Genomic DNA, 25,907 nt, shown 5'->3' with positions numbered 1-25,907 from the left:
AATGTTAATTTTGAACTTTAATGAATTTCCTCTTTCCCGGATTTCTGTTTGCCTTGTCTGCACTTGCAATCCCGGTTATTATTCACCTTTTTAATTTCAGGAAATACAAAAAGATTTACTTCAGCAATGTCAGCTTCCTGAAGGAAGTGGAACAAAAAAGTTCATCGAAAAGGCAGCTTAAAAATCTGCTGGTGCTTGCTGCACGCATGTTGGCCATCCTGTTCCTGGTACTTGCTTTTGCACAGCCTTACATTCCGTCGGCTGATTCAGAAACTGCTTCCGGTCCACACTTTGTAAGTGTCTATATTGATAATTCGTACAGTATGGAAGCCGTTAACAAAGAAGGTTCCCTGCTGGACGAAGCAAAGCGCCGTGCTAAAGAAATAGTGGCGGCCTATTCGTTGAACGATAAATTTCAGCTGCTTACAAACGATTTTGAGGGCAAATATCAGCGCTTTTTGTCGGCTACAGATTTTTTAAATGCAGTTGAAGAAGTTCAGTTAAGCAGCACAGGCCGTACTTTAAAAGAAGTAATTACCCGCCAGGGAAACCTGTTTCCAGACCAGGTAAATAGGGGAGCCGCTTACTTAATCTCCGATTTTCAGCAAAATATGCTGGTTTCCGCGGCTCTTCCCAATCAGGAAGTTCCGGTAAGGCTAATCCGGGTAAAAGCCAACAAGCAAGCCAATATTTCAATTGATTCGGTTTGGTTTGCTTCTCCCATTCACCGGCCCGGCGAAACCGAGAAACTGGTTGTACAGCTTAGGAATAATTCAGACCAGCTGGCGGCAAACGTTCCAGTGAAACTTTCTGTAAACAACCGGCAGCTGGCTTTTGGCAGTATCAATGTGTCTGGCCGTAAAAAAGCTGAGATTACTTTGTCTTTTAGCGGCCTCAGCGGAGGCTGGCAAAAAGGGCAGATTCACATAACTGATAATCCGTTAACATTTGATGACGATTTTTACTTTACGTTTTTTGTGCAACAGAGCCTTCCGGTGCTTGCAATAAACGATTCGCTGCCCAGCCCTTACCTGCAGGCAGTTTATCAGGCCGACCCTTTTTTTAATTTAATTAATTTACAGGCCGGAGCTATTAAATATTCTGAATTAAATACTTATCCGCTTATTATACTTAACGGTTTAAATACAGTTTCCACAGGCCTTGCTCAGCAGCTGCGTATATATGTTGAGAATGGCGGTTCGCTCGTTGTGTTCCCGTCCTTAACAGCCGATCTTTCATCCTACCGACGATTTCTGCAGGCGCTTGGAACGGATGTTCCGGAAGAAGTAATAACTGCGGCAAATAAAGTTACCGAAATCAATCTCGGGCATCCTGTATTTAACGATGTATTCGAAAATCACTCAGCTAATCCTGATCTTCCGGCAGTAAAAAAATACATCCGTTATAGTATAAAGAGCCGCACCGGCAAACAAAATTTACTGAGCTTGCCTGGCCGGCGAAGCTTTGCGTCCGCCTACAAAGTAAAAAAGGGTAAAGTTTATCTTTTTGCTGTTCCTTTAGACCCTGAAGCAAGTAACCTGGTAAATCATGCGGTTTTTGTGCCACTTATGTATCAGACTGCCTTACTTAGCTTACGCGATAACCGCTTGTTTTATACCGTAGGGAAAGATGATCTGTTAGAGCTGAACAGGATAAACCTCGCTCCCAATCAAACGCTGAGTTTACGTAAGGATAAATTTCAAACCATACCCGACTTACGACAGGGGGAGAACCTGACACGGTTATTTGTAGCAGATCAGGTGCGGAAAAAAGGAAATTACGAATTATTTAAAGGAGATAGTCTGATCGGCATGTTTGCATTTAATATAAACAGTTCAGAATCTGATCTTACGTATGCAGATGATTCTGAACTAAAACAAGCATTGTCTGATCAGCAGGTTCAGATAATCAGCCCCGGACCGGAATCTGTTCAAAATGCAGTAAAAGCTGCTGGTTCAGGAATCCCCTTATGGAAAGTTTGCCTAATTTTGTCGCTGATTTTTATTGCGGCAGAAATATTATTGATACGATTTTTAAAAACATCGCAAAATTTTACATTCAATGAAACCAGTACTTCTTAAATCAGCAACAATCCTGCAACCCCACTCAGCTATACATAATACAAAGGCAGATGTATTAATTCAGGATGGGATGATTGTTTCGGTAGGAACCGCAACCGATATTTCGGATGCCGAAGTAATTGATGCAGAAGGCAAATACCTTTCCGCCGGATTTTTTGATCTGAATGCTAATTTTGGAGAACCTGGTTTCGAAACCCGCGAAGATCTTCACAGCGGTGCCCGGGCTGCTTCTGCCGGAGGGTTTACCGGCGTTGCCGTGCAGCCAAATACAAATCCTCCAATTCATTCCAAAGCGGAAGTTTCTTACATTATTAATAACTCCCGCGAGGACCTTGTTGAAGTATTCCCGTTGGGATGTATCAGTCAGAATAGGGAAGGTAAAGACATTGCGGAATTATATGATATGAAAAAAGCCGGTGCAATTGCATTTACTGATGGCAATCGGCCGGTAAGTGATTCAGGCTTAATGAGCAGGGCTTTGTTGTATGCAAAAGGGTTTGGTGCCCTGTTATTTTCTTATCCGGAAGATACAGCTATTGCAGGCAAGGGAAAGATGAACGAGGGTGAAATAAGCACCTATCTGGGTATGAAAGGAATTCCAGCCCTGGCTGAAGAATTGTTTATCGCCCGCGATCTCTATCTGGCAGAATACAATGAGTCGCCTGTTCATTTCAGTACTATTTCTACTGCACGAAGCGTCGAACTGATCCGCGGAGCGAAAAAGCGTGGACTATCAGTAAGCTGCGATGTGGCTGCGCATCACCTTGTTCTTACCGAAAACCTGCTCGAAGGCTTTGACAGTAATTATAAAGTGAAGCCGCCGCTCAGAACAAATACCGATATAGCTGCCTTAACAGAAGGCTTAAAGGACGGAACAATTGATGCCATAGTATCGCAGCACACTCCTTACGAGGTAGAACATAAAAACGTAGAATTTGAAATTGCCTCTTTTGGCATTATCGCTTTGCAAACAGTTTTACCGCTGTTGCTTAAAGCAGGCCTGAGCCCGGAACTGATCGTTGAGAAACTGGCTGTAAATCCGAGGAAAATCCTCGGAATTCCGGTTCCGCTGATCAAAGAAAATGAGATTGCCAATCTCGTGCTTTTTGACACAGAAAAAGAATGGACTTTTAATAATCAAACCAACCGCTCCCGCTCCTCAAACTCTCCGTTTTTAAACCAGCAATTAAAAGGCGGGGCAGTATTTGTTTGTAACAGGAAAAAATTTATTAACTTGTAATTTATATGGATCAGAAAGTTCAACAGGCGATTAAGGCTTCTCTCGCAAGCTTCAGCAGGGTAAATGAGTTTCCGGTAGTAGATTTTGAAACGCATGTGCTGCGAATTTTTGATTCTTCTGCTGATTTTGTTGATAAACTTTCACTCCTTGACTTGTTGTTCGACGAAAGCCCGCAACTTGAAGCTTTACGCGAAGTTTATTTTGATCTCCTGCTGATCAATTTCTTCTCAGAAGATGTAAAAAAACTCGAAGAGGATTACCTGGAATCTGCAGAATGGGAAGCAATTGAAGAAGAAACGATTGACCGCGGAACCGAACTTCTGAATGTACTGCTTTATCTACGTGAATGTGCAGATGAAGGGCTTGAACCTGATCTGGAAGATTATCTGAAAGAGTTTTTGCTGGTGGATGAAGATGAATTTCAGGACGAACACCGTATTTATGAAGATGTGATAGCTAACCAGATCCTGGTAGAAAGTTCGTTTGAGGAAATAGGCAGGATAGCCGGTCAGCTGGATGAAAGTTCAGAAATAAAAGATCTATTTTATCCGCTGATGAGCTTTTTCCACGAGCAGAATCCTGGTCAGTTGATGGAAAAATACATCAGCTACAGCACAGAGCCTGAATTTGAAGTACCTGTTTATGCTTTATTAGTTGCTTATAACCAATCACAATAAAAACCTGTAATTATGGAAACAGTTTTACAACTTAAGCCAAATCTTAAAGCAGAAGCGGCAAAAAATGGTGCTATCTGGGCGGTAATTAATATCATTATTTTTCTCCTGGTCTACTATGTGAAAGCCGACCTGATGGGTTCTTTCGTATGGGGAATTATTCAAATTCTGTTGGGAATAGCGCTGGCTGTATATTTTTGTATGGATCTGAGGAAAAAAGCCGGTGGTTTCTGGTCGTTTAAAGAGGCGCTGACGCATATCTTCATCATGTTTCTCGTTCAGGCACTTATTGTTTTTTTCTTTACTATCTTATTCGGTAAGATCGAGCCTACTTATGTAGAGAAAATGAAGGCTATCACAACAAACACCACGCAGCAAATGATGGAAAAAATGGGGATGGATCAGGATAAAATAGATGAAGTGCTTGCTCAAAATGAGACTGCAATGGAAAAACAGTTTAATCCCGGACCTCTGCAGATTTTAACCAGTGTAGGAATGATCATTCTCGGCTATTTTGTGGGCGCACTTATTTTTGCCGCTATCTTTAAAAAAGAACGCCCGTTTTTTGTGCAGGAAACAGAAGAATAAGCTTTCCTTGTTATTCACTCCCCAAGTCGGGTGAGTTTAGCCAGAAGAGTTACCTTATGTCTAAAAAATAAAGTGCAGGTTTTGTCAATTAATTTGATGAAATTTGCACGTTTTTTTGTTGGGAGACTTAGCCGAAACAATTAAAGTTAGTATAGTGAATATAATTTAAGTTGTTGCCGGTTCGAAATCAATATTCTCCAAACAAAGTGATAAATCATAATTTTTTAATGGATATATCTGTAGTAGTACCACTCTATAACGAAGCTGAATCCTTACCCGAACTTACTTCCTGGATACGGCAGGTAATGCAGGCTCATAATTTTTCTTACGAAATAATATTAGTGGATGATGGCAGCGACGATGGTTCGTGGGAAATTATTGAGGAGCTGAAAAAATCAGATGCTTCCATAAAAGGAATAAAATTCAGACGTAATTATGGGAAATCTGCCGCTCTCAATGTTGGCTTTGATGCTGTGCAGGGAGATGTGGTTATTACAATGGACGCGGATTTACAGGATAGCCCGGACGAGATTCCCGAATTATACCGTAAAATCACGAAGGATAAGTACGATCTTGTTTCAGGTTGGAAGAAGAAGCGACACGATCCTTTAAGTAAAACGATTCCTACAAAACTATTTAATTCAGTAACCCGCAGCATGTCGGGAATAAACAACCTGCATGATTTTAATTGTGGTTTAAAAGCCTATCGCAAAGATGTGGTTAAAAGCATTGAAGTGTACGGAGAGATGCATCGTTACATTCCCGTTATTGCAAAATGGGCCGGATTTAAGAAGATTGGGGAACAGGTTGTAGAGCACCGGCCTCGAAAATACGGTAAAACAAAATTTGGTTTCAGCAGGTTCGTAAACGGCTTTCTTGATCTTCTTTCCATCTTTTTTGTCGGGAAGTTTGGCAAGCGACCGATGCATTTTTTTGGTGCAATGGGAGTTTTAAGTTTTATGGCAGGCTTTATTATTACAATCTGGCTTATCGCCGATAAGTTAATTCACATCGCGAAAAATCTTAAATACCGGAACGTAACAGACCAGCCCTTGTTTTATATAGCACTGGTAGCTATTATTGTGGGTTTTCAGTTGTTTCTTACCGGTTTCGTTGCGGAACTTGTTTCCAGAAACGCCCCCGAAAGGAACGATTATCAGGTGGATAAGGTGATATAATGCAGATAATAGATGAGCGTATCAGCAAATAGGAAAAGGCCACTTTTTATTTACTCATCTGCACATGAACTCATTCACAAATAGATAATTGTAATAGAAATGTTCTTTTCCATAATCATCCCCTTATACAATCGCCCCCAGGAAATTGACGAGCTGTTGAATACACTTACTCAGCAGACCTATACGCAGTTTGAAGTTTTGGTTATTGAAGACGGTTCTAAACTGCATGCCCGTGATGTTGTAGACCGGTATAAAAACAAGCTGGATATTCACTATTATTTCAAGGAAAACGAAGGGCAGGGTTTTACACGCAATTTTGGTTTTGCACGGGCCAGAGGAGATTATTTCGTGGTTTTCGATTCGGATTGCCTTATTCCATCCCATTACCTGGAAATAGTTAAAAATTATATTTTTGAGCACCGACTTGATGCTTATGGTGGCCCCGATGCTGCTCATAAATCTTTTACACCGGTTCAAAAAGCTATCAGCTACTCCATGACATCTCCCTTTACCACCGGCGGCATTCGTGGAAATAAAAAACATATAGGCCCGTTTCATCCCCGTAGTTTCAATATGGGTTTATCACGCGAGGTATGGGAAAAAACAGGCGGCTTTATTTTAACCCGTTTGGGCGAAGATATTGAATACAGTATCCGTATTCATTCTATGGGCTTTAAAACCGGCTTGATTCCCGGAGCTGTTGTTTACCATAAACGCCGGACTAATTTCAAACAATTTTATAAGCAGCTCCATTTTTTTGGTCGGGCACGTATAAATATTTACAAACATTTTCCCAAACAGCTAAAACTGGTGCATTTTTTTCCTGCCTTATTTACCTTGTTCCTTGTTTTTACACTGCTCGTCAATGTAATAGGTATTCCGCTTGCCTTGTTATGCAATACCTTGCTGTTAATTTATATATTGTTGATATTTTTTCACTCCCTGATTGTTAACAAATCAGCAAAAGTTGCATTTTTGAGCATAATTGCTTCCCTGGTACAATTAACAGCTTATGGACTAGGGTTTATGCAGGATTTTTGGAAAAGAATTATTCTTAAAAATAAATGATCGAATTTTTAAAAGAAAGCACCTTTGCCGTTAACGATGTTTTAAGAACTGCATGGCAGATATTAAAAAAACAGTATTTGCCCATTTCCGGCTTGTGCTTTTTAATGTTTGTTACATCAATAGTTTCGGCCTTTCTTGCCTCTTTATTCGCAGGAGTAAATCCGGTTCTGAGCCTTATAATGGCCCTGTTATTCATTGTTCTTTACTTTGGTTTATATCTAACCATGTTTAAATATATTCTTACCGCGGTAGATTTTTCTGATGAGAATATTGATATTCAGCGGGTATTGCCAACCCTTAAGCAACTCGGTAATTTTTTTATTGCTACTTTTTATTTTCTGCTGAGTTTTGCCTTTATCTTTCTGATAATACTCGCCTTGGTGTACATTGTTGATGTTGTAGGTGTTAAAAGCGATCTGGTAGTAACGGTAGCACTTTCGCTAACGCTGATTATAAGTTTCATTATCGGGTTGCGCATTTCGTTTTTCCCGTTTTTTATCATTGATAAAGATTCATGGCCATTTCAGGCAATAAAGTTTAGCCTGGCAATTACCCGGGGAAATTTTACCCGTCTTATAATCCTTTTAGGCTTTCTGGCTTTGTTCCAGGTGCTATCGCTGTATTTTATTAAAATAGATTACCTCATTTTAGGTATTATTACTGTCATCGTTAACTATTTTCTTATAGTTCCTCTTTCTGGTGTAGCATTGGCAGTTGCGTACCGCAACATGATGAACGAATACCAGGGAGACCAGGATCCGGACATATTGCATAATATAATTTAATACGATGGGAATAAAAGCAGCATTAAGCAAACCTTTTGCATCTTTTGTATGCTGGCAAATGGAGCGCTGGAAGAAAACAGCGGCTTTAAGTCAGCAGAAATGGATGGAGAAATTGCTTACAGCAGCAAAGGATACTGCGTTTGGCAAAGATCATCAATTCGGTTCGATTAAAACATACGAGGAATTTAAGAAGAACGTTCCAATAAGAGATTATGAAGAGCTGAAGCCTTACATTGAGCGGGTAGTAAAAGGAGAAGAAAATGTGTTGTGGCCCGGAAAACCTGCGTACCTGGCAAAAACTTCAGGCACAACTTCCGGGGTAAAGTATATTCCCATTTCAAAAGAATCAATGCCCGAGCATATAAAAGCGGCTCGTAATGCATTGCTTTCGTATATCCATGAAACAGGAAAAGCTGATTTTGTGGATGGAAAAATGATATTTTTACAGGGTAGCCCTGTATTGGATAAAAAAAACGGGATAGCTACAGGACGCTTATCCGGGATTGTAGCCCATCATGTTCCGGAGTATCTGCAAAACAATCGACTGCCATCCTACGCTACGAATTGTATAGAAGATTGGGAAGAAAAGGTGGATAAAATTGTAGATGAAACTGTTAACGAGGACATGCGTCTCATTTCAGGAATTCCTCCATGGGTTCAAATGTATTTTGACCGTTTATCCCAAAAAGAAAATGGAAGGAAAATAAAAGACGTCTTCCCGAATTTCAGCCTTTTTGTTTATGGAGGAGTAAATTTTGAACCGTACAGGGCACGGCTGGAAGAAAGTATCGGTAGGAAAGTGGATGCTATTGAAACCTATCCTGCTTCAGAAGGCTTTATTGCTTTTCAGGATTCTCAAAAAGAAAAAGGCTTATTACTGCTTGCCGATGCTGGAATATTTTACGAGTTTATTCCTGCTGATGACTATTTTAATGAAAACCCCGCCCGTGTTTCTCTGGCGGAAGTGGAGTTGGATAAAAACTACGCCCTTATATTGAATACATCCGCTGGTTTGTGGGGCTATAGTATTGGCGATACTATAAAATTTGTTTCAAAAGACCCTTACAGAATTATTGTTACCGGCAGAATTAAACATTTTATTTCTGCTTTCGGCGAACACGTAATTGGCGAAGAAGTGGAGCAGGCACTGCTTTCTGTAGCTAAAGAAGAGGCAGTAGAAATAACAGAATTTACAGTTGCTCCGCAAGTGAACCCTCCCTCCGGCCAGCTTCCGTTTCATGAATGGTTTATAGAATTTGAAAAGGAGCCTGCTGATATCGACAATTTTCGGCTTAAGGTCGACAAAGCATTGCAGAAAAAGAATGTTTACTATTTTGATCTGATAGAGGGAAGCATTTTGCAGCCTCTCATTATCCGTAAACTAAAAAAAGATTCCTTTATCAATTTCATGAAAGAAAAAGGGAAATTAGGTGGACAGAATAAGGTGCCCAGGCTTTCAAATGATCGTACAATAGCAGACGCGTTGGAGAAGTTTTTAGTTGAACACTAATTGTTAATTGTTAGAGTGTTAAAAGGTTCAATTGCTCGATGGTCATTGTCAAATATAAATTGTAAATGGAGAAAAAGTATTTGCAGCTCGTTGATATCTCTGCTTATGGAAAATCTTATGATTTAAGTAATCTTGTATGGAGTATTGTTTATAACTGGGAATACTTTTCAAGAGATACACTTGGAAAGCAATTTGTAAATGCGGTAGATTCTATATCTGCTAACATAGCAGAAGGATTTGGGAGATATCATAAGAAAGATAAAATAAAGTTTTATTATTATAGTTTTGGCTCTGTAAAGGAATGTACAGATTGGATAATAAAGCTTTCGTAAGAGGGTTAATAGCAGAAAAAGATTATCTCCAGATAGGAAGAATTTTAAGTGATCTTCCAAAAGAAATTCATCAGTTAATAAAATTTACTAACGAGCGGTTGAAAGTTTAAGGGCAAAATAATGGGTAGTTTACTTTCAGGAAAGCGGGATTTTACGAAGCAATCAATTTCAAATTTGTATGATCAGCAATTAAACAATAAAACAATTAAGTCATTAGAAGTTAAAAGAATCGCAATTCTTGGCTCTACAGGCAGTATAGGAACGCAGGCTTTAGATGTAATTCGTGCTAATCCCGACAGGTTTGAGGTAAGCGTTCTTACAGCTCAATGCAATTCTGAATTGCTGATAGCACAAGCGTTAGAATTTAACCCAAAGCAAGTTGTAATTGTTGATGAAAGCCGGTCGAAGGTAGTAAAAGCTGCACTGGCAATCAAAAATATTCAGGTTTTATCCGGTGCTGAAGCGTTATCTGAGGTAGTTCAGCAGGCTGATATTGATATTGTTTTAACAGCTTTGGTGGGATTCTGCGGATTGAAACCAACCATAGCTGCGATAAAAGCAGGGAAAAATATAGCGATTGCAAATAAGGAAACATTGGTGGTTGCTGGTGAACTTGTTACCCAACTTGCCCGCGAATATCAGGTCAAAATCCTTCCGGTAGATTCTGAACATTCGGCAATATTCCAATGTTTGGCGGGAGAAGATCCGGCATCCGTGGACAGAATTTATCTTACTGCTTCCGGCGGTCCTTTTCGGGGGAAGAAAACAGATTTCCTATCTACCGTAACAAAAGTAGAGGCGCTGAAGCATCCAAACTGGGTAATGGGAGCAAAAGTCACTATTGATTCTGCTTCCCTGATGAACAAAGGGCTGGAAGTGATCGAGGCAAAGTGGCTCTTTGATCTCGATGTTTCCAGGATTGATGTCATTGTTCATCCTCAGTCTGTAATTCATTCAATGGTTGAATTTTCCGACGGTTCTATCAAAGCTCAGATGGGACTGCCCGATATGAAACTTCCTATCCAGTATGCATTTACATACCCCGATCGAATAAAAAGTAATTTTCCACGTTTTAACTTTATCAATTACCCTGAACTTACTTTCGAAAAACCTGACACCGAAACATTTCGGAACCTTGCCCTGGCCTTTATGGCATTGCAATCTGGCGGAAATATGCCATGTGTAATCAATGCGGCTAACGAAATTGCGGTGGCAGAGTTTTTGAATAACCGGCTGGGGTTCTTGCAAATGAGCGATGTTATTGAACATTGCATGCGTAACATTTCTTTTATTGATAAGCCTTCTTTAGAAGATTACTTGCAAACCGATAAAGAAACCCGCATTTTGGCGCAGGAATTAGTAACAAAAATTTAATTTAAGAATCTAATAGAAAAAAAATACGCATGGATGGATTGATTATGGCAGGTCAGCTGCTGTTAGGCTTATCAATATTAATTATTTTACATGAGTTGGGCCACTTTTTAGCTGCCCGTGCTTTTGGAATCAGGGTAGAGAAGTTCTACCTGTTCTTTGATGCCTGGGGTTTTAAGCTTATTCATTTTAATTATAAAGGCTGCGAATATGGTATAGGCTGGCTTCCTCTAGGAGGGTATGTTAAAATATCAGGAATGATTGATGAGTCGATGGATACTGAACAACTGGCGGGCCCTCCGCAGCCGTGGGAGTTTCGTTCTAAGCCAGCCTGGCAACGTTTAATAGTAATGTTGGGTGGTGTAACAGTGAACATCATCCTTGGTATCTTCATCTTCTGGATGCTTACATTTAAAAATGGAGAAACTTTCATTCCGAACAACAAGTTGGCATATGGAATAGAACCTGGCATTGTTGGTAAAGAAATCGGGCTTCAGGCGGGTGATAAGCTGATTGCGGTTAACGGCAAAAAGGTTGAACGTTTTGATGAAATTGCAAGCTCAAAGGTTTTGTTAGGGGGGAGTGTACTTACAATAGAACGTAAAGGAGAGATAAGAGATATCGCTGTACCGGGAGATATTATCGAACGGATTTCAGATTTAGGGATTGGAGAATTTGTTGTTCCAAGAACCCCTATGTCAGATATTGATAGTGTGGTAGCAGGAGGGAATGCTGCTAAGGCCGGTATTAAAAAAGGAGATAGCATTCTGGCAGTAAATAATGTGCCTGTTACTTTTATTGATCAGTTTCAGGCCCAAGTAAAGAAGAATAAGGGAAAATCTGTTCAGATTTCACTTCTTCGCAACGGGCAGACTCTTGAGCTTAATTCTGCCGTTGATCCGGCTGGCGCAGTAGGAATACTTACCCTTCCGGTTCCGCCTCCTACAGAAACAATTCATTACGATTTTCTTTCATCACTTCCTGTTGGAGCGTCAAAAGCCTGGGGCTCTTTTACCGATAATGCCAAGGGAATCGGAAAAGTGGTAACCGGTAAAGTGAAAGCAAATAAAGCATTTACGGGTCCTATCGGAATTGCAAAAATGTTTGGCTCAACGGTGGATTGGGGATGGTTCTGGAGACTCGTTGGATTGCTTTCTATGGCGCTTGCTCTGATGAATCTGTTACCGATACCTGCACTCGACGGTGGTCATGCATTGTTTTTGATTATTGAAATGATCAAAGGAAAGCCGCTCAGTGATAAGTTTATGGAAAAAGCACAGATGGTTGGTTTCTTTATTTTGGTAGCTTTAATGGTGTTTATTTTAGGAAATGATATTTTAAAGGTAGTAGCTAAATAATGAACTATTTTGAGCTGTACGAATTACCCGTTGCCTTTAACATTAATGAGCAGCAGGTGAAACGTAAGTTTTATGAGCTGAGCAAGAAATTCCATCCTGACTATTTTATCAACGAGAGCGAAGAAAAACAGCAGGAAATTCTTGATCTATCCACGTTAAATAACAAAGCGTACCAGGTTTTGTCCAGTTTCCGAAAGCGCATCGAGTATGTGCTGGAGTTAAATAATTTAGTAGCAGAGGGAGAGAAATATCAGCTGCCCCAGGATTTTTTAATGGAAATGATGGAGGTGAATGAAGCGTTGATGGAACTGGAATTGGATGCCGGAGAGACAGAATTGAAAAAAGTTTCAGCACAGGTCAACACCATTGAAAAAGAGTTGCAGGGTGAGTTTGAAGCACTTGCAGCGAAATTCGATGCTGAGCCCGAAACACAACGTCCAGCTACTTTAGAAAAGATTAAAGATATTTGGTACAGGCAGAAATATTTGTTGCGAATACGCAATAGTTTAAATAGATTTGCATCCCCTCAGTAAGCCCAGCTGGCGGAATTGGTAGACGCGTTGGTCTCAAACACCAATGAGGTAACACTCGTGCCGGTTCGACTCCGGCGCTGGGTACGATAACCGGAGTGATTCGAATCACTCCGGTTTTTTTATTTCTAAATTTCTGAATAAGCTCCATCTCTTCGGCTTCCCCCAATAACTAATATCAGGAAGCGCTGGAGCAAATGGGAAATAAATAAGCTTGGGAACTTAAAGGTACTGGCTTTAATACTACAATTTTCTTTCGTAAATTCTAAGGGTCGTTGTAGTAAATCAATATCCTCTTACCGTTTCTTTATTATACTTGCTTTTATATTCCAATGGAGACATGCCTGTTATCTTTCTGAAAACTTCCCGGAATGCTTTCACATCTGAATAACCAACTTCATACATAACCTCGTTAATGGTTTTGCGGGTGGTTTCAAATGCTTTTTTTGCTGATTCAATTTTTACCCTTTGCAAATATTCAACAGGCGTATTGCCGGTGGCTTTTATAAATCGCCGGTCAAAGTTCCTTCTGCCAACAGCAAACCGTTGTGAAATATCTTCAACAGATATTTTTCCCTGGAAGTTATCCTCAATGTATGCCTGTGCTTTTTTTACAACTTCATCGGTATGAGACTTCTGGCCGGTGAATATGGTAAATACAGACTGCCTTTGTCTGTCTATCTCTATCTGGTAAATTTTCGCACAATAGATGGCCGTTTCGCGGTCGTAATATTTTTCAATAAGATAAAGCACAAGATTTAAAAAGGAATATCCTCCGCCATTGGTATAAATACCATGTTCATCAGTGATTAACAGATCCGTCTTTACATTCACTTTTGGAAATAAGGCTTTCAGCTTGTTTGCTGTGTTCCAATGTATGGAACAGCTTTTTCCGTCAAGCAGGCCGGTTGAAGCCAGTATTAAAGCGCCAGAACACATGCTGGCAACTTCTGCGCCATTTTTATATTGCTGTTCAATCCATTCTGTTAATAATATATTTCCTTTTTCAGGCTTTTCAAAATCATGACTTATAGCGGGTATAATGATGAGGTTAGTTTCCCTGATTGCTGAAATATTAATTTCCGGCTTAATACTTAGTAAGCCATTATTAACTTCTGTCTTTTCTGAAACTCCGGCCAGTTCTACTTTAAACAATTGCCTGTTGCCATTCTCTGTCCAGAATTGATTAGCTCGTTTAAATATATCGTAGGCTCCAACAATGCATGCAAATGTATTGAACGAGGTTTGAACATCGGGCACTAAGATGGTAAGATGCTTCATCGATTAAGTGTTTAACAGTTCATCAAAGCTAAAAATTTTTATTGTCCAAATCAACCCGTTACAATGTCTGGTTTACACCCCTTTTACATGTATATCTGTAAGTAATTTTGAACTGAAGCTTTTGATAGAGTATTCAACCGTAAGAAAAAACATTTACATTAAAAAAGACAAAATCATGGAGAATCAGGATTTTACAACAACAATTACCGTGAACGCAGCACCCGCCGAAGTTTTTAAAGCAGTGAATAACGTACGGGGATGGTGGTCTGAAAATATTGATGGAGATACAGACAAAATCAACGCCGAATTTTTATATCATTATCAGGATGTTCATCGCGCTAAAATGAAGGTTACAGAACTTGTTCCTGACAAGAAAGTCGTTTGGCATGTGATTGACAATCACTTCAAATTCACCGAAGACGAAACTGAATGGAAAGACACGTATATCATTTTTGACATTGCTGAAAAAGGGGATAAAACCGAATTACAGTTTACACATCAGGGCTTAGTACCCGAATATGAATGTTTCCAGATTTGTCACGATGCATGGACCCATTATATACAAGGCAGTTTAAAAGATCTTATCATGACAGGCAAAGGCAATGCTACTCCAAAGGATACAGAGGGAGCATCGGTACAGGAGAATACTAAACCAACAGGGAAAACAGATTTGAAAAGTATTTGTCACAGGCTGCTTATTGAAACGCCGGTAGAAACCGTTTATGGAGCCTTAAGTACCCGGGAAGGACTGGCAGGCTGGTGGACACCGGAAACAACAGCAAAATCTGAAGTGGGCAGTGTTTCAAGGTTTGCTTTCGGCCCTGACTATTTTAAAGAAATGAAGGTGGAGGAACTGAAGGCGTATAGCCGGGTGAAATGGCTTTGCCTGAAAGCCCAGGAAGAATGGATTGGCACTACCATCACTTTTGAACTGGAGCCGCACAAAAAAGGATGCATAATGTTGTTTCATCATGATGGATGGAAGGAATATACACCTGAGTTTTCGGGATGCAGCTATGCCTGGGCGCTTTTCCTGAGAAGTTTGAAGTTGCTGTGTGAAACAGGTAAAGGGCGGCCTTATCCCGAATTTGATAACCATTAGAGCAAGACTTTGGTGCTGCAAACTTTTAACTTATTAATTTTTCATAACTAGTTAAACGAGGTGTACAGTTTTGCTAATTGATTGTACTGTAAAAAAATAAGCCCGACATTTGCCGGGCTTATTTTACTGTTAGTTGAAAGAATTTTAAGAATGCTGATGTTCCAGTCGTTGAATATGCTCCATAGCTTCACGTATCTCATCACGCTGAGTAGATAAGATCTGCATAAGTTCCGGCTGGATGTTTACATCCTGTAAAACTTTATCATAAGCTTCAACAGCTGCTTTTTCTCCGGTAATTACCGCGTCTAAAACAGCTTTATTATCGTTTCCCGTCAGGGCTGTTTTTATATCTATCCAGGTACGGTGAAGAACTCCTAAGGGTCCACCCCCAGTATTGTCAGGATCCCCTCCGTTTTGCTGAATACAGGTTTTTAAAACGTCGGCAAACTCCGACCGCTGAATGGAATAGGTAGTAAATAAGGCTTTTAATTCTCCCGCATCGGCATTTTCTGCAGCATTTTTATAACCTTCTTTGCCATCGTTGGCAATAGAAAGTAAATGCTTTAATCCTTCAACTAAATTTTCATTTTGATTTGACATATTTACCTCCGTTTAGGGTTATGCTTTCTCGGTCTTCGCCGATTCATTCACGAAGCTTTCTGCAATTTCAGTTAATTTAACATCAGTGCTTTTTTCTTCGTTGAGTGTTTCTTCCAGAAGCTTGGCAGCATCGCTCATTCCCAATGTGTTTGCAAGGGTTCTCAAAGTTCCGTAAGAAGCAATTTCATAATGCTCAATTTTTTGTGCTGAAGAAATAATGGCAGCATCACGGGTTAAGCTTCCATCTTCTGTTTCTTCCATCATTTGCTTTCCTTCTTCAACCAGGCCTTCCATTGCTTCGCATTTTTTACCGGCTGCTTTACGGCCAACTGAAGCAAAAACCTGGTTTAAGCGCTCAATCTGGTTTTCTGTTTCTGTTAAATGCTGTTCTATTGCCGAACGCAATTCATCAGAAGTCGCTCCTTTCGCCATTTTCGGAAGAGCTTTTGCCAGATGTTTCTCTGCCCAATAAATATCCTTTAATTCATCTATAAATAAATCCTTTAATCCGGATTCGTCGAAACCAGCCTGTTCCTGGGTTTTTTCTTGTTGCTTTTTCATAAGTATGTTTTCTTTTTGATTACCAATTACAAATTTTAACATCAGGAAGAAAGAAGAGTTTTCAGAAAGTGTTATTTATGATGGCACTTGCGCAGATCGTATTGGCCTTGTAAGTTTTATCCTGCTTTTAAGGTCACTTTATTTTGTCTTTATATTTTATTGTTTTTTGAAATTTTTTTTGCGGTGCGGGAAATTTTTGTAATATTTAAGGTTTAATAGTGTAACATCTTTGATGTGTGCACGTATGACGCTAATCCATTATCAATTACTTCTATGCAATTATCAACTTTTCAGCAACAGGTCCGGCTTGGATTTGTAATTACACTTTTCTTTGTTTTCATCGGAGGGATAATATCATATAACAGCATTAAGGGTTTATATGCTGATAGTAAATGGGTAGAACATACCGAACAGGTGCTGAAGCAAAATGATAAGGTGTTATTGACAGTTATAAATGCCGAAAGTGCCGAAAGAGGATATATTGCAACCGGTGCGAAGGTTCATCTGGACAGGTACAGAACTACTGTTAAAAATTTTAACGCCGAGCTGAAGGAGTTAAAAAAACTGGTAGGAGACAATCCTGCCCAGGTAAAAAGAGTAAATGAGCTTGCAAAATTGGTAGCCTTAAAAGACGAAGAGATGTCAAAAAACATTTCTCTGTTTCAAAAAGGCGGATATACTGCCGCACGTCAGGCACTTGTTGCACAGCAGGGAAAAACATTTATGGATCGTATCAATGATCAATGGAGCAGCATTAAGAAAGTAGAATCGGATCAGCTGGCAGAGCAGAGAAAAGAAGGTGAAAAAAGTGTAGAAGAGGCTTTCTTTTTGTTTGTAACCGGAGCCGGAATTATTCTGTTCCTGTTTCTGTTGATGTTCTCTTTTATTAAAAAATCGTTCGATCATCAAAAAGTTACCGAAGCCGGCGTCAGGGAAACAAACTCATTGCTGCAATCCGTTTCTGACGAAAATAAAAAACGCAACTGGATGCTTACCGGTTCTGCTAATTTAAACCAGACCGTACGCACTGAACACGATGCAGCAATAGTTACTGTTGATAAAATTTCTATCAGCATGCTAACAGAAATTGCCCGTTATTTAAATGCAAAAGTAGGCGCTATATACATCGCAGACGAAGCGGGTGAAAAACTGAGATTTACTGGCGGATATGCGTATCAGTTACCAAAAGGTACTTTAAAAATATTCAATGTTGGCGAAGGGCTTATCGGGCAGGCTGCTGCAAACCGCAAGGCAATAGTGTGCGAGAATATTCCTGAAGGACATATCAAAATTAATTCAGGACTGGGTGTTTCGGTTCCTAAAAATTTATTGATTCAGCCATTGTATGCACAGGGTAAGCTGAAGGGTGTAATTGAATTAGGGTTTACTGAAGATGTTTCTGCTGATGTTCTGGAATTTATGCAATGGATTATGGAAAGCGTTGGTGTTGAAATAATAACAGCCCAGGCCAGAGTACATACTCAGGAGCTTTTCGAAAAAACTCAACAGCAGGCCGAAGAGCTGGAAAGTCAGCATGAAGAGCTCAGAACCACCAATGAGGAGCTGATGCGTAAAACAAAGCTTCTTCAGGCATCAGAGGAAGAACTCCGGGTGCAGCAGGAAGAGTTGCGCCAAATTAATTCAGAACTCGAAGAAAAAGCGGAATTGCTGGCAGAAAGAAACAAAGCCGTTGACCAGGCTCACGAGGCAATAAGTCTGAAAGCTAAAGAACTGGAACAAACCAGTAAGTATAAATCTGAATTCCTGGCAAATATGAGCCACGAGCTAAGAACACCACTCAACAGTATTCTGATTCTTGCCCGTATTTTAAGTGAAAACAAACAGGCTAACCTGAACGAAGAGCAAATAAAATATGCAAGCGTTATTCACAATGCCGGAAGCGACCTGCTTACCTTGATAAATGATATACTTGATTTGTCGAAGATTGAATCAGGAAAGATTGACCTTACCATTGAGGATATCCGTATGCAGGATATTCAGGCCGATATTGAGCTGCTTTTTAAAGAAGTGGCAAATAACAAGAAGATTAACTTTAACTACAATATAGGTGAAAATGTGCCGGCTGTTTTAGTTTCAGACAGGGTACGTGTAGAACAAATATTGAAGAACCTGTTATCCAATGCCTTTAAGTTCACGCCTGAAGCGGGAACTGTAGGCGTAGATTTATTTATAGCCCCAGATACAGTAGAATTCAGCAGTGGAAATCTTAAAGACCGAAGGCTAAATAACGGAGCCGTTCTTGCCTTTGCTGTAAACGATACAGGAATTGGAATTCCGGAAGACAAACAGGCTGCCATTTTTGAAGCATTTAAACAGGCGGACGGGTCGACAAGCAGAAAATACGGGGGAACAGGCTTAGGTTTATCAATAAGCAGGGAGCTGGCAAATATCCTGGGAGGAGAGATCAAGGTAGAAAGCACACCCGGAAAAGGAAGTACATTTACACTGTATCTTCCATCCGAGCATATTACCGTATCTGCAGGAGAGGCTGAACCAGAAAGAACCATTATTCCTAAAATTAATATACCCGCACCTGTTGTCGTTCCAATGATTGCTGAGAAAAAAGATCAGACGCTATTGATTATTGAGGACGATCCGGTTTTTTCAGAAATATTGGGTAAGCACGCTGTTGAACGCGGATTTAAAGCATTACTTGCAAATCAGGGGGATATAGGCCTCGAGATGGCCTTTGAGCACCTGCCCGATGCTATTGTACTGGATATCATGCTGCCTGTTATGGATGGATGGAGTGTTTTGAAACAACTGAAAGAAAATCCGGCAACACAGCATATACCTGTCCATATGATGTCTGCTGGCGAAGAGAAGCCTGTAAAAGCATTGGAAGAAGGAGCAATCGGTTTTATGAAAAAACCGGTTCAGAAAGAAAAATTAAATGAAGCTTTTGATTTGTTGAGAGGAATTGCTCCTACAAATCTTAACAAAGTGCTGATCATAGAAGATCACGAGATCCAAAGCGATGACTTAAGGAGCCAGCTGGTAGCAAGGCAGGTTGAAGTAAAACAAGCATTTAACGGAGAAGATGCGCTGTCAATCTTAAAAGAAGTAAAAGATTTTGATTGCATCATTCTTGACCTTCACCTTCCGGATATTTCGGGCCTAGACCTGCTTGATAAGATAAAGGCAGAAGATGGCCTCGATACCATTCCGGTTGTAATTAATACGGCCATGGAATTGGATCAGGACAGGATGGCCCGGGTGATGAAGCATACGCATGCAATGGTGCTGAAGAACAACAAGTCTAACGACAGGTTGCTCGACGAGGTAAACTTGTTTATGAATAAAGTTAAGTCCGATAATAAGAAGAGTGATTTTATTCCCCGATCATTGCCCGGAGGTGCTAAAAATACAGCCACACTCGAAAGTGTTCTTAAAAATAAGTCGGTACTGGTTGTCGACGATGACATGCGTAATATATTTGCTTTAACGAGTGCACTTCAGGCCTACGACCTTCAGATAGAAATTGCCAATAACGGGAAAGAGGCATTGCAAAAGCTGGATGAAAAACCCGAAACGGATATTGTTCTGATGGATATAATGATGCCGGAAATGGATGGATACGAAGCGATGGGTGAGATCAGAAAACAAAGCCGTTTTCAGAAAACACCGATAATTGCTTTAACGGCCAAGGCAATGAAAAACGACCGTGATAAATGTATTGAAGCTGGCGCCAATGATTATATATCAAAACCGGTAGATATAGATAAATTATTGTCATTGATGCGGGTTTGGTTAAGTTAAGAGTATAGAAAGAGAGTTGGGATGAATAATATGGTTGCGGTTAATATTTCTTTTGAGCAGTTAGAAGATATTATTGAGTTAATTAACAATGTTTACGGCTTTAGTTTTAAAGGTTATTCAAGAGCTTCTTTAAAAAGACGTGTTACCCGGATTATGTCTATTTATAATCTGGAATTGTATGATCTGAAGTCGTTGCTGGTAAATAACAAAGACTTTTTTGAAGAGTTTTTAATTGAAGTTACAGTAAATGTAACCGAGATGTTCAGAGATCCGGGTTTTTTTAAATCACTTAGGGAACAGGTTCTGCCTTATCTTTCATCTTATCAGCGTATTAAAATATGGAATGCAGGCTGTTCAACAGGCGAAGAAGTTTATTCTTTTGCAATCATGCTGGAGGAGGAGAATCTGTATAAGCGCTCTTTTTTATACGGAACAGATATAAATACCAACGTATTAAATACGGCTAAAAAAGGAATTTACGATTTAAAAAAAATTAAGCATTATTCAGAAAATTATCAGGCAACGGGTGCGCAGCATTCTCTATCTGATTACTATGTGGCAAAGTACGATGCTGCTTCTATTCAGGGCCGCTTAAAGAAGAATACACTTTTTTCTGTACATAATCTGGTATCCGATGGGGTGTTTAATGAATTTCAATTAATAAGCTGCCGCAATGTTCTTATTTATTTTAATATAGAGCTACAGGAAAAAGTGCTGCAGTTGTTTTATGATAGTTTATGTCCTTTAGGTTTTCTTTGCCTGGGTTCCAGAGAAATATTAAGAGGCGACCAGCTTGTAGAGCGGTTTAAGATAGTGGATAAGTCGGAAAATATATATCAGAAAATTGCTTAGCTTAAAGGAAGAGCTGATCCGCAGGATTGGCAGGGCAGAAGTTTTGCTTGTAGGTTGCTCGGCAGGAGGTTTTAATCTTGTTTTTGACATGGTACTTCAGTTGCCTGCAGATTTCCCGATTCCGGTGGTTTTAGTAATACACCGTAGCCGTAAGTTTAAGTCTTCTCTTGAAGAGCTTTTGCACCGGCGGGCAAAACTATCAGTGAAACTGGCAGACGATAAAGAGGCGATGGAAAAAGGATGCGTGTACTTCGCACCCTCAGATTATCACCTGTTATTAGAACCTGAAGGTGTTTTTTCTTTAGATTCTTCGGAGCCGGTTTTATTTTGCCGGCCTTCGATTGATATCACGTTTAAAAGCGTGGCAGATGTATATGAGGATAAAGTGATGGCAATATTACTTTCCGGTGCCAATGAAGACGGGGCTGAAGGAATTTGTCATGTATATGAAAAAGGAGGGGTTACAGTGGTGCAGGATCCGGAGCATGCAGAAGTAAAAACAATGCCCGAGGCGGCAATAAAGTTATGCAGGCCGGATTTGATATTAACTAATACGGAACTATTTGAATTGGTTTCGGGGATACCATCAATAAAAAATAAATCCCGATAAGGTATGGAAAGAATAAATATTCTTATTGTTGATGACAGGTTTGAAAATATCGTTGCTTTGCAGGCACTGCTTGAAAGTAAAGATGTAAATCTAATCACAACGACATCTCCTAATGAGGCGCTGCGAATTTGCTGGGAAAAAGATATTGCCATAGCTCTGGTAGATGTTCAGATGCCTGAAATGGATGGCTTTGAGCTGGTAGATATTTTAAAAAGCAATCCTCGTACCCGCGATATGCTGGTAATTTTTGTTACCGCTATCTCAAAAGAAACCAAATATGCTGTTAAAGGATTATCTGCAGGAGCAGTAGATTATCTGTACAAACCGCTTGATCCATACCTTACATCGGCAAAGGTCGATTCATTTATTCAGTTAGTTACTGTACAAAGAGAAGTAAAGCAAAAAAATATTGAACTTGAGAATTACCAGGAAGAATTAATCAAAGCCCGTGACCAGGCTGAACAAGCTAAAAAAGTTAAAGAAAATTTTCTTGCCAATATGAGTCATGAAATACGGACTCCGATTAACGGAATACTTGGCCTGGTACACCTGCTTAAAAATACTACCCTTGATAATGAGCAGGAAAGCCTGATTAACTTACTGGAAGTTTCTTCGCAATCTTTGCTAGGCGTGATTAACGATATTCTGGATATTTCTAAAATTGATGCAGGGAAATTCAAAATAGTAAGAAACGAAACACAGATAAGGAAAGTAGCGGTTTCGATAATAGACTTGCTTAAATTTAAGGCGAACGAGAAAAAGATTAAGCTGGAAGCTGTCTTAGATCCGCGTTTGCCTACCACTGTTATGGCCGATTCGCTTCGTTTAAATCAGATTTTGATGAACTTGCTGAGCAACGCCATTAAATTTACTGAAGAAGGAGAAGTGATTTTAAGCGTAGACGTACTGGCAGATGAAGGTGAAAAAATAAAAGTGAAGTTTTCTGTAAAAGATACGGGAATAGGAATAGCGGAAAATCGCATTGATAAAATATTTGAATCATTTGAGCAAGCTGAAGACGAAACAGCGCAGAAGTTTGGCGGAACAGGTTTAGGACTTTCCATAGTTAAAAAATTGGCAACTCTTAAAGGTGGAACCCTCGAAGTGGAAAGTGTTGAGGGCAGGGGTAGTACGTTTTCATTTATAAATACCTATCAGGTAGTTTCACGCCAGGAAGTTGAGAAGAAAAAGGGGACAGATAACGATTTCGAGAAGTTTGATAGCATTACTGTACTTCTGGCAGAAGATAACATGATCAATCAGTTTATGATCAAAAAAATTCTGAGCAATTGGAATATTGCAGTTGATGCAGTTGATGATGGAGAAAAGGCGCTTCAGAAACTCGGTATTAACGATTATGATCTTGTTTTAATGGATACACACATGCCGGTAATGGATGGACATGAAGCTATGAGGCGCATTCGTTCAGGTATTGTTAACGGTAAAGAAGAAATTCCGATAATCTCACTTTCTGCCAATGTGATGGAAGAAGAAGCCCGTGCGGCAACAGCTGCCGGAGCTACTGCAATCATAAGTAAGCCTATCGACCTGGCTGCTTTACATTCAAAAATTGGAGAATTAACAAAAAAATAGCTTGCTTTACAGGTGAATTCTTTTAACCTGGTAACTGATCAGATGTGCAGGCAAGTTGATGTGCCTGCAATACCTTCCAGAATTATTTCCCTTGTTCCTTCGCAAACTGAATTGCTTTTTGATCTTGGAGCATGGGATTCTGTTGTAGGGATAACCCGTTTTTGTACACATCCAAAAGAAGAATGCAAGCAGAAAGTTAGGGTTGGTGGAACAAAGCAACTTAATCTGGAAGTAATAGAACAGCTTCAGCCGGACCTGATTATCGGTAATAAAGAGGAAAATGAAAAAGAGCAGCTGGAACTTTTGATGGAGCGTTTCCCTGTTTGGATGAGTGATATTCTTTCTATAGACGATGCAGTAGAAATGATTGTCAAAATTGGAGGACTTGTAAATAAAACAGAATCCGCAACTTCAATTGCTGAAAATATCCAACAATCTTTTAGTGCCTTACGGGATTATACCAGGAATCTTTACCCATCTTTAAAAGTAGCCTATTTTATCTGGAAAGACCCTTATATGGTTGCAGCCAGAAATACTTTTATTAATTCTGTTCTTGAGTTAAGTAATCTTGAAAATTGCTTCAAATCCTTGCGTTATCCTGTTATTACTGCAAGCGAACTGCGGGAAGCCGATCCTGATCTTATTCTTTTGTCATCCGAGCCGTATCCGTTTAAAGAAAAACACCTTCAGGAATTTAAATCCATTTGTCCACGTGCTAAAGTTTTGTTAGCAGATGGTGAAATGTTCTCATGGTATGGAAGTCGTTTACAGTATTCTGTCAAATATATCTGCTCTTTATTAAAAGAAATATTCTGATAAACAGTAAGATATCAATTTGTTTTAAAACAGTTTTGCAGATAATAGAAAAAAAAGTATTTTTGCCGACCAAAATATATGTATCCTAACTGCGGAAGTGGCGTAATTGGTAGCCGCACCAGACTTAGGATCTGGCGCCGAGAGGCGTGGGGGTTCGAGTCCCTTCTTCCGCACATCATTCCCTCCGACTAATCCGGGGGGAATTTTTGTATAGACGCAAACGTAAAACATATCAAAATGAATATTACACAGGAGAAAATCGATAGTCTTAATTCAGTAGTTACTGTAACTATTAAACCCGAGGACTATAGTGAACGAGTTGAAAAAGCAATAAAAGACCAGGCTAAAAAAGTTAAGCTTCCAGGGTTTCGCCCGGGCATGGTTCCTCCTTCTCATATAAAAAGAATGTACGGCAAAAGCATTTTGGTTGACCAGATCAATAACATGCTTAGCGAAAGCCTTAATAATTATCTTACCGAAAATAACATTGAAGTTTTAGGTCAGCCACTACCCAAAGTTGACGACGAAAAAGAATTTAACTGGGATTATACAGACGAGTTTGAATTTAACTATGAACTAGGTTTAGCTCCTCAGTTTGATCTTGATTTCTCATCTGCTGACAAACTGACTACGTACCAGATTAAAGTAGATGATGAAACATTAGCTTCGCGGATAACAAATCTTCGCAAGAGTTATGGCAAAATGACAAACCCCGACGTATCGGCAGAAAATGATGTTCTTTATGCAGAATTGAAGCAGCTTTCTGCAGATGGTTCTGTTTTTGAAGGAGGCATTACAAATACAGCTTCTATCCGCTTAGACCTGGTGAAAGATGAAGAAATTAAAAAGTCGTTAATTGGTTTAAAAAAGGATGATGTAGTTGAATTTGATATTCAGAAAGCCTTTGAGAACGATACAACGCAGGTTGCCCGTTTGTTAAACATCAGCGAAGAAGATGCGGCAGATCTGAAGTCAAAATTTCAGCTTACTGTTAAAAATGTAAATCGCCTGGAGGAATCAGATTTAAACCAGGAGTTCTTTGATAAATTATTTGGCGAAGGTGAGGTAACAACCGAAGATGAGTTCAGAGAAAGAATTATAAAAGAACTGGAAGCTATGATGGAGCAAAATGCAGAACAGAAGCTTCAGAACGATATGTACAAATTCGCTGTTGAAAAAACCAGCTTTTCTTTGCCTGATGAATTTTTAAAACGCTGGTTAAAGGCTACCAACGAAAATTTGTCAGAAGAAGAATTAGAAAAAGGATATGCTGATTTTGCTCAAAACCTTAAATGGACGCTTATTGAAAATAAGATAATTAAGGATAATAACATTGAAATAAAATACGAAGAAATTTTCAAGACAGCCAAAGAGCGCCTGGATGCACAGTTCAGAATGTATAGCCCTCAACCGGTTCCTGAAGAACAATTAGGCCAGTACACTGTTCAGTTCTTGCAGAATAAAGAAAATGCAAATAAAATTTTTGAAGAAGTAAAAGCATTAAAAGTATTTGATTACCTCAAAACTGTTGTTACTTTAGATAAAAAGGAAATTGAATACAACAAATTCTTAGAGTTGAATTAGCGTTAGAGCATAGAGCAATAGAGTTTTAAGCATAGTGTAAATGACTAAATTTCGATTTGAGGACTTACACATCTGGCAGAAGGCAATAGAGACAACCGATGAATTGTATAATATTGCAGATCATCTTGAAGATATTAAACAATATCGCTTTGCTGAGCAATTTAGATCTGCAGCTCTTAGTATCTCAAATAACATTGCCGAAGGTTCAGGGTCTAATTCAAATCCAGACTTTTGTAAATTTTTAAATTATTCTCATCGTTCTATCTTTGAAATTGTTAATATGCTGATCGTTTTTAATCAAAGAAAATACATTGAAAATGATTTACTTTATAAAAAAAAGCAAGAGTTAGATCATCTTGCAAGAATGATTGTTAATTTTTCGAAGTCATTAAAATAATAATTTAAAACCGCTT

23 protein-coding genes and 2 tRNA genes are annotated in these 25,907 nt (G+C 39.4%); 22 read left to right on the top strand and 3 right to left on the bottom strand.

Features of this window, described 5'->3' with window-relative positions; genetic code table 11:
- Positions 1–20: 20 nt before the first annotated feature.
- The 13 genes from ACLCDL_RS05820 to ACLCDL_RS05760 all read left to right on the top strand — a co-directional run bounded on the left by ACLCDL_RS05820 (position 21) and on the right by ACLCDL_RS05760 (position 12,802).
- Complete coding sequence (locus ACLCDL_RS05820; protein ID WP_423147331.1) at positions 21–2,081, top strand: BatA domain-containing protein; 2,061 nt, start codon at positions 21–23, stop codon at positions 2,079–2,081.
- On the top strand, positions 2,062–3,321 hold the full coding sequence (locus ACLCDL_RS05815) for a dihydroorotase (protein ID WP_423147330.1): 1,260 nt from the start codon (positions 2,062–2,064) through the stop codon (positions 3,319–3,321). Before ACLCDL_RS05820 ends, ACLCDL_RS05815 begins: the two co-directional genes overlap by 20 nt.
- 5 nt (positions 3,322–3,326) lie before the next feature.
- On the top strand, positions 3,327–3,998 hold the full coding sequence (locus tag ACLCDL_RS05810; RefSeq protein WP_423147329.1) for a hypothetical protein: 672 nt from the start codon (positions 3,327–3,329) through the stop codon (positions 3,996–3,998).
- Positions 3,999–4,010: 12 nt separating this feature from the next.
- Positions 4,011–4,583 carry a DUF4199 domain-containing protein gene (locus ACLCDL_RS05805; RefSeq protein ID WP_423147328.1) on the top strand — a complete coding sequence of 191 codons (573 nt, stop codon included), beginning with the start codon at positions 4,011–4,013 and terminating at the stop codon, positions 4,581–4,583.
- A 227-nt stretch (positions 4,584–4,810) separates the two neighbouring features.
- Positions 4,811–5,761 (top strand): glycosyltransferase family 2 protein, encoded by a 951-nt coding sequence (locus ACLCDL_RS05800; protein WP_423147327.1) that lies wholly within the window; start codon positions 4,811–4,813, stop codon positions 5,759–5,761.
- Positions 5,762–5,860: 99 nt separating this feature from the next.
- Complete coding sequence (locus tag ACLCDL_RS05795; RefSeq protein ID WP_423147326.1) at positions 5,861–6,829, top strand: glycosyltransferase family 2 protein; 969 nt, start codon at positions 5,861–5,863, stop codon at positions 6,827–6,829.
- Complete coding sequence (locus ACLCDL_RS05790) at positions 6,826–7,614, top strand: hypothetical protein (protein WP_423147325.1); 789 nt, start codon at positions 6,826–6,828, stop codon at positions 7,612–7,614. Before ACLCDL_RS05795 ends, ACLCDL_RS05790 begins: the two co-directional genes overlap by 4 nt.
- 4 nt (positions 7,615–7,618) lie before the next feature.
- Complete coding sequence (locus tag ACLCDL_RS05785; RefSeq protein WP_423147324.1) at positions 7,619–9,124, top strand: GH3 auxin-responsive promoter family protein; 1,506 nt, start codon at positions 7,619–7,621, stop codon at positions 9,122–9,124.
- Between the two features lie 65 nt (positions 9,125–9,189).
- Positions 9,190–9,456 carry a four helix bundle protein gene (locus ACLCDL_RS05780; RefSeq protein ID WP_423147323.1) on the top strand — a complete coding sequence of 89 codons (267 nt, stop codon included), beginning with the start codon at positions 9,190–9,192 and terminating at the stop codon, positions 9,454–9,456.
- A 204-nt stretch (positions 9,457–9,660) separates the two neighbouring features.
- A complete protein-coding gene (locus ACLCDL_RS05775; RefSeq protein ID WP_423147346.1) occupies positions 9,661–10,830 on the top strand; it encodes a 1-deoxy-D-xylulose-5-phosphate reductoisomerase in 1,170 nt (389 codons plus the stop codon).
- A 29-nt stretch (positions 10,831–10,859) separates the two neighbouring features.
- Positions 10,860–12,185: an RIP metalloprotease RseP gene (rseP, locus tag ACLCDL_RS05770; protein WP_423147322.1), complete on the top strand. Its 1,326-nt coding sequence runs from the start codon at positions 10,860–10,862 to the stop codon at positions 12,183–12,185.
- Positions 12,185–12,718: an iron-sulfur cluster co-chaperone HscB C-terminal domain-containing protein gene (locus ACLCDL_RS05765; protein ID WP_423147321.1), complete on the top strand. Its 534-nt coding sequence runs from the start codon at positions 12,185–12,187 to the stop codon at positions 12,716–12,718. Before rseP ends, ACLCDL_RS05765 begins: the two co-directional genes overlap by 1 nt.
- Positions 12,719–12,802 (top strand) — tRNA-Leu (locus ACLCDL_RS05760).
- Positions 12,803–13,000: 198 nt separating this feature from the next.
- On the opposite strand, the gene ACLCDL_RS05755 is transcribed toward ACLCDL_RS05760, so the two are convergent.
- Positions 13,001–13,996: a GlxA family transcriptional regulator gene (locus tag ACLCDL_RS05755; protein WP_423147320.1), complete on the bottom strand. Its 996-nt coding sequence runs from the start codon at positions 13,994–13,996 to the stop codon at positions 13,001–13,003.
- Positions 13,997–14,171: 175 nt separating this feature from the next.
- Here ACLCDL_RS05755 and ACLCDL_RS05750 point away from each other — a divergent pair, with 175 nt between their 5' ends.
- On the top strand, positions 14,172–15,098 hold the full coding sequence (locus ACLCDL_RS05750) for an SRPBCC family protein (RefSeq protein WP_423147319.1): 927 nt from the start codon (positions 14,172–14,174) through the stop codon (positions 15,096–15,098).
- A 144-nt stretch (positions 15,099–15,242) separates the two neighbouring features.
- Here the strand turns inward: ACLCDL_RS05750 and ACLCDL_RS05745 are convergent, their stop codons facing one another.
- Together ACLCDL_RS05745 and ACLCDL_RS05740 are read right to left on the bottom strand one after the other, a co-directional pair.
- Positions 15,243–15,698 (bottom strand): ferritin-like domain-containing protein, encoded by a 456-nt coding sequence (locus ACLCDL_RS05745; protein ID WP_423147318.1) that lies wholly within the window; start codon positions 15,696–15,698, stop codon positions 15,243–15,245.
- 18 nt (positions 15,699–15,716) lie between these two features.
- Complete coding sequence (locus ACLCDL_RS05740) at positions 15,717–16,259, bottom strand: YciE/YciF ferroxidase family protein (RefSeq protein WP_423147317.1); 543 nt, start codon at positions 16,257–16,259, stop codon at positions 15,717–15,719.
- A 273-nt stretch (positions 16,260–16,532) separates the two neighbouring features.
- On the opposite strand from ACLCDL_RS05740, the gene ACLCDL_RS05735 reads away from it, so the two are divergent.
- The 8 genes from ACLCDL_RS05735 to ACLCDL_RS05700 all read left to right on the top strand — a co-directional run bounded on the left by ACLCDL_RS05735 (position 16,533) and on the right by ACLCDL_RS05700 (position 25,891).
- The gene (locus ACLCDL_RS05735; RefSeq protein WP_423147316.1) at positions 16,533–20,039 is read left to right on the top strand and encodes a response regulator; all 3,507 of its coding nucleotides are present in this window, start codon (positions 16,533–16,535) and stop codon (positions 20,037–20,039) included.
- A gap of 21 nt (positions 20,040–20,060) precedes the next feature.
- On the top strand, positions 20,061–20,891 hold the full coding sequence (locus tag ACLCDL_RS05730) for a CheR family methyltransferase (RefSeq protein ID WP_423147315.1): 831 nt from the start codon (positions 20,061–20,063) through the stop codon (positions 20,889–20,891).
- Entirely contained in the window at positions 20,884–21,501 is a 618-nt protein-coding gene (locus ACLCDL_RS05725; RefSeq protein WP_423147314.1) for a chemotaxis protein CheB, read from the top strand. Before ACLCDL_RS05730 ends, ACLCDL_RS05725 begins: the two co-directional genes overlap by 8 nt.
- Before the next feature lie 3 nt (positions 21,502–21,504).
- The gene (locus ACLCDL_RS05720; protein ID WP_423147313.1) at positions 21,505–23,094 is read left to right on the top strand and encodes a response regulator; all 1,590 of its coding nucleotides are present in this window, start codon (positions 21,505–21,507) and stop codon (positions 23,092–23,094) included.
- A 12-nt stretch (positions 23,095–23,106) separates the two neighbouring features.
- Positions 23,107–23,910, top strand: a complete 804-nt coding sequence (locus ACLCDL_RS05715) for a helical backbone metal receptor (RefSeq protein ID WP_423147312.1) — start codon at positions 23,107–23,109, stop codon at positions 23,908–23,910.
- A gap of 91 nt (positions 23,911–24,001) precedes the next feature.
- Positions 24,002–24,083 (top strand) — tRNA-Leu (locus tag ACLCDL_RS05710).
- A gap of 64 nt (positions 24,084–24,147) precedes the next feature.
- On the top strand, positions 24,148–25,494 hold the full coding sequence (gene tig / locus ACLCDL_RS05705; protein WP_423147311.1) for a trigger factor: 1,347 nt from the start codon (positions 24,148–24,150) through the stop codon (positions 25,492–25,494).
- A gap of 40 nt (positions 25,495–25,534) precedes the next feature.
- Positions 25,535–25,891: a four helix bundle protein gene (locus ACLCDL_RS05700; RefSeq protein ID WP_423147310.1), complete on the top strand. Its 357-nt coding sequence runs from the start codon at positions 25,535–25,537 to the stop codon at positions 25,889–25,891.
- The last annotated feature ends 16 nt before the right edge of the window (positions 25,892–25,907 follow it).

Origin of the sequence: Rubrilithobacter danxiaensis, assembly GCF_047272945.1 — a bacterium.
In the GTDB taxonomy this organism is placed as follows: Bacteria; Bacteroidota; Bacteroidia; order Sphingobacteriales; family Sphingobacteriaceae; genus Rubrolithibacter; species Rubrolithibacter danxiaensis.
This window is presented reverse-complemented; position numbering and strand designations above follow the sequence as displayed.